Annotated in this window: 1 protein-coding gene and 1 pseudogene; one reads left to right on the forward strand and one right to left on the reverse strand. The window is 74.0% G+C overall.

What is annotated here, in order from left to right; genetic code table 11:
* The coding region (locus tag H5J30_RS36175; protein WP_220189667.1) for a hypothetical protein at window positions 1-199 on the reverse strand (199 nt) is incomplete at its 3' end.
* A 77-nt stretch (window positions 200-276) separates the two neighbouring features.
* Between H5J30_RS36175 and H5J30_RS36180 the strand changes: the two are divergent.
* Window positions 277-484: pseudogene (locus H5J30_RS36180) on the forward strand (NUDIX hydrolase); the annotation flags it as partial.

Here is a 484-nt window from a genome sequence, read left to right on the forward strand (position 1 = left end):
GAAGGAGCGCAGGATGGCGATTCCCCACCCGCACATTCACAACGTGGTCGCCGCCTACCTCGGTCGCCATCCTGCCGAGCGCGCGCTCCTTGACCCGCTCCTCGACCTGTTGGCGGCCGGCCGCATCGACGTCGACGGCCGCGTGAGGACCTCGGGCGTGGCCGTCAACGACGGCGACGAGGTCCTCCTGCTCCACCACGCAGCATCCGGGCGGCGCATCCCGCCCGGAGGTTCGTGCGGGCCGGCCGATCGCACCCTGGCCGGCCCGCACAGCGGGTGGACGCCGAGTTGCGGGCCCGGGTCCTGAGCGCGCTGGGGCGCCCGCGACACGGCCGCCCGGCCGAAGAGGACCCGTACGGCACCTTGGTGGTGATCACCAACGAGGCCGGTGAGGTCCTCATGCACCTGCGGGACGACAAGGAAGGCATCTGGGCGCCGGGCACCTGGGCACCGCTGGGCGGCGCCGCCGAACCGGGCGACGCCG

Origin of the sequence: Streptomyces phytophilus (assembly GCF_013870535.1) — a bacterium.
Lineage (GTDB): Bacteria > Actinomycetota > Actinomycetes > Streptomycetales > Streptomycetaceae > Streptomyces > Streptomyces phytophilus.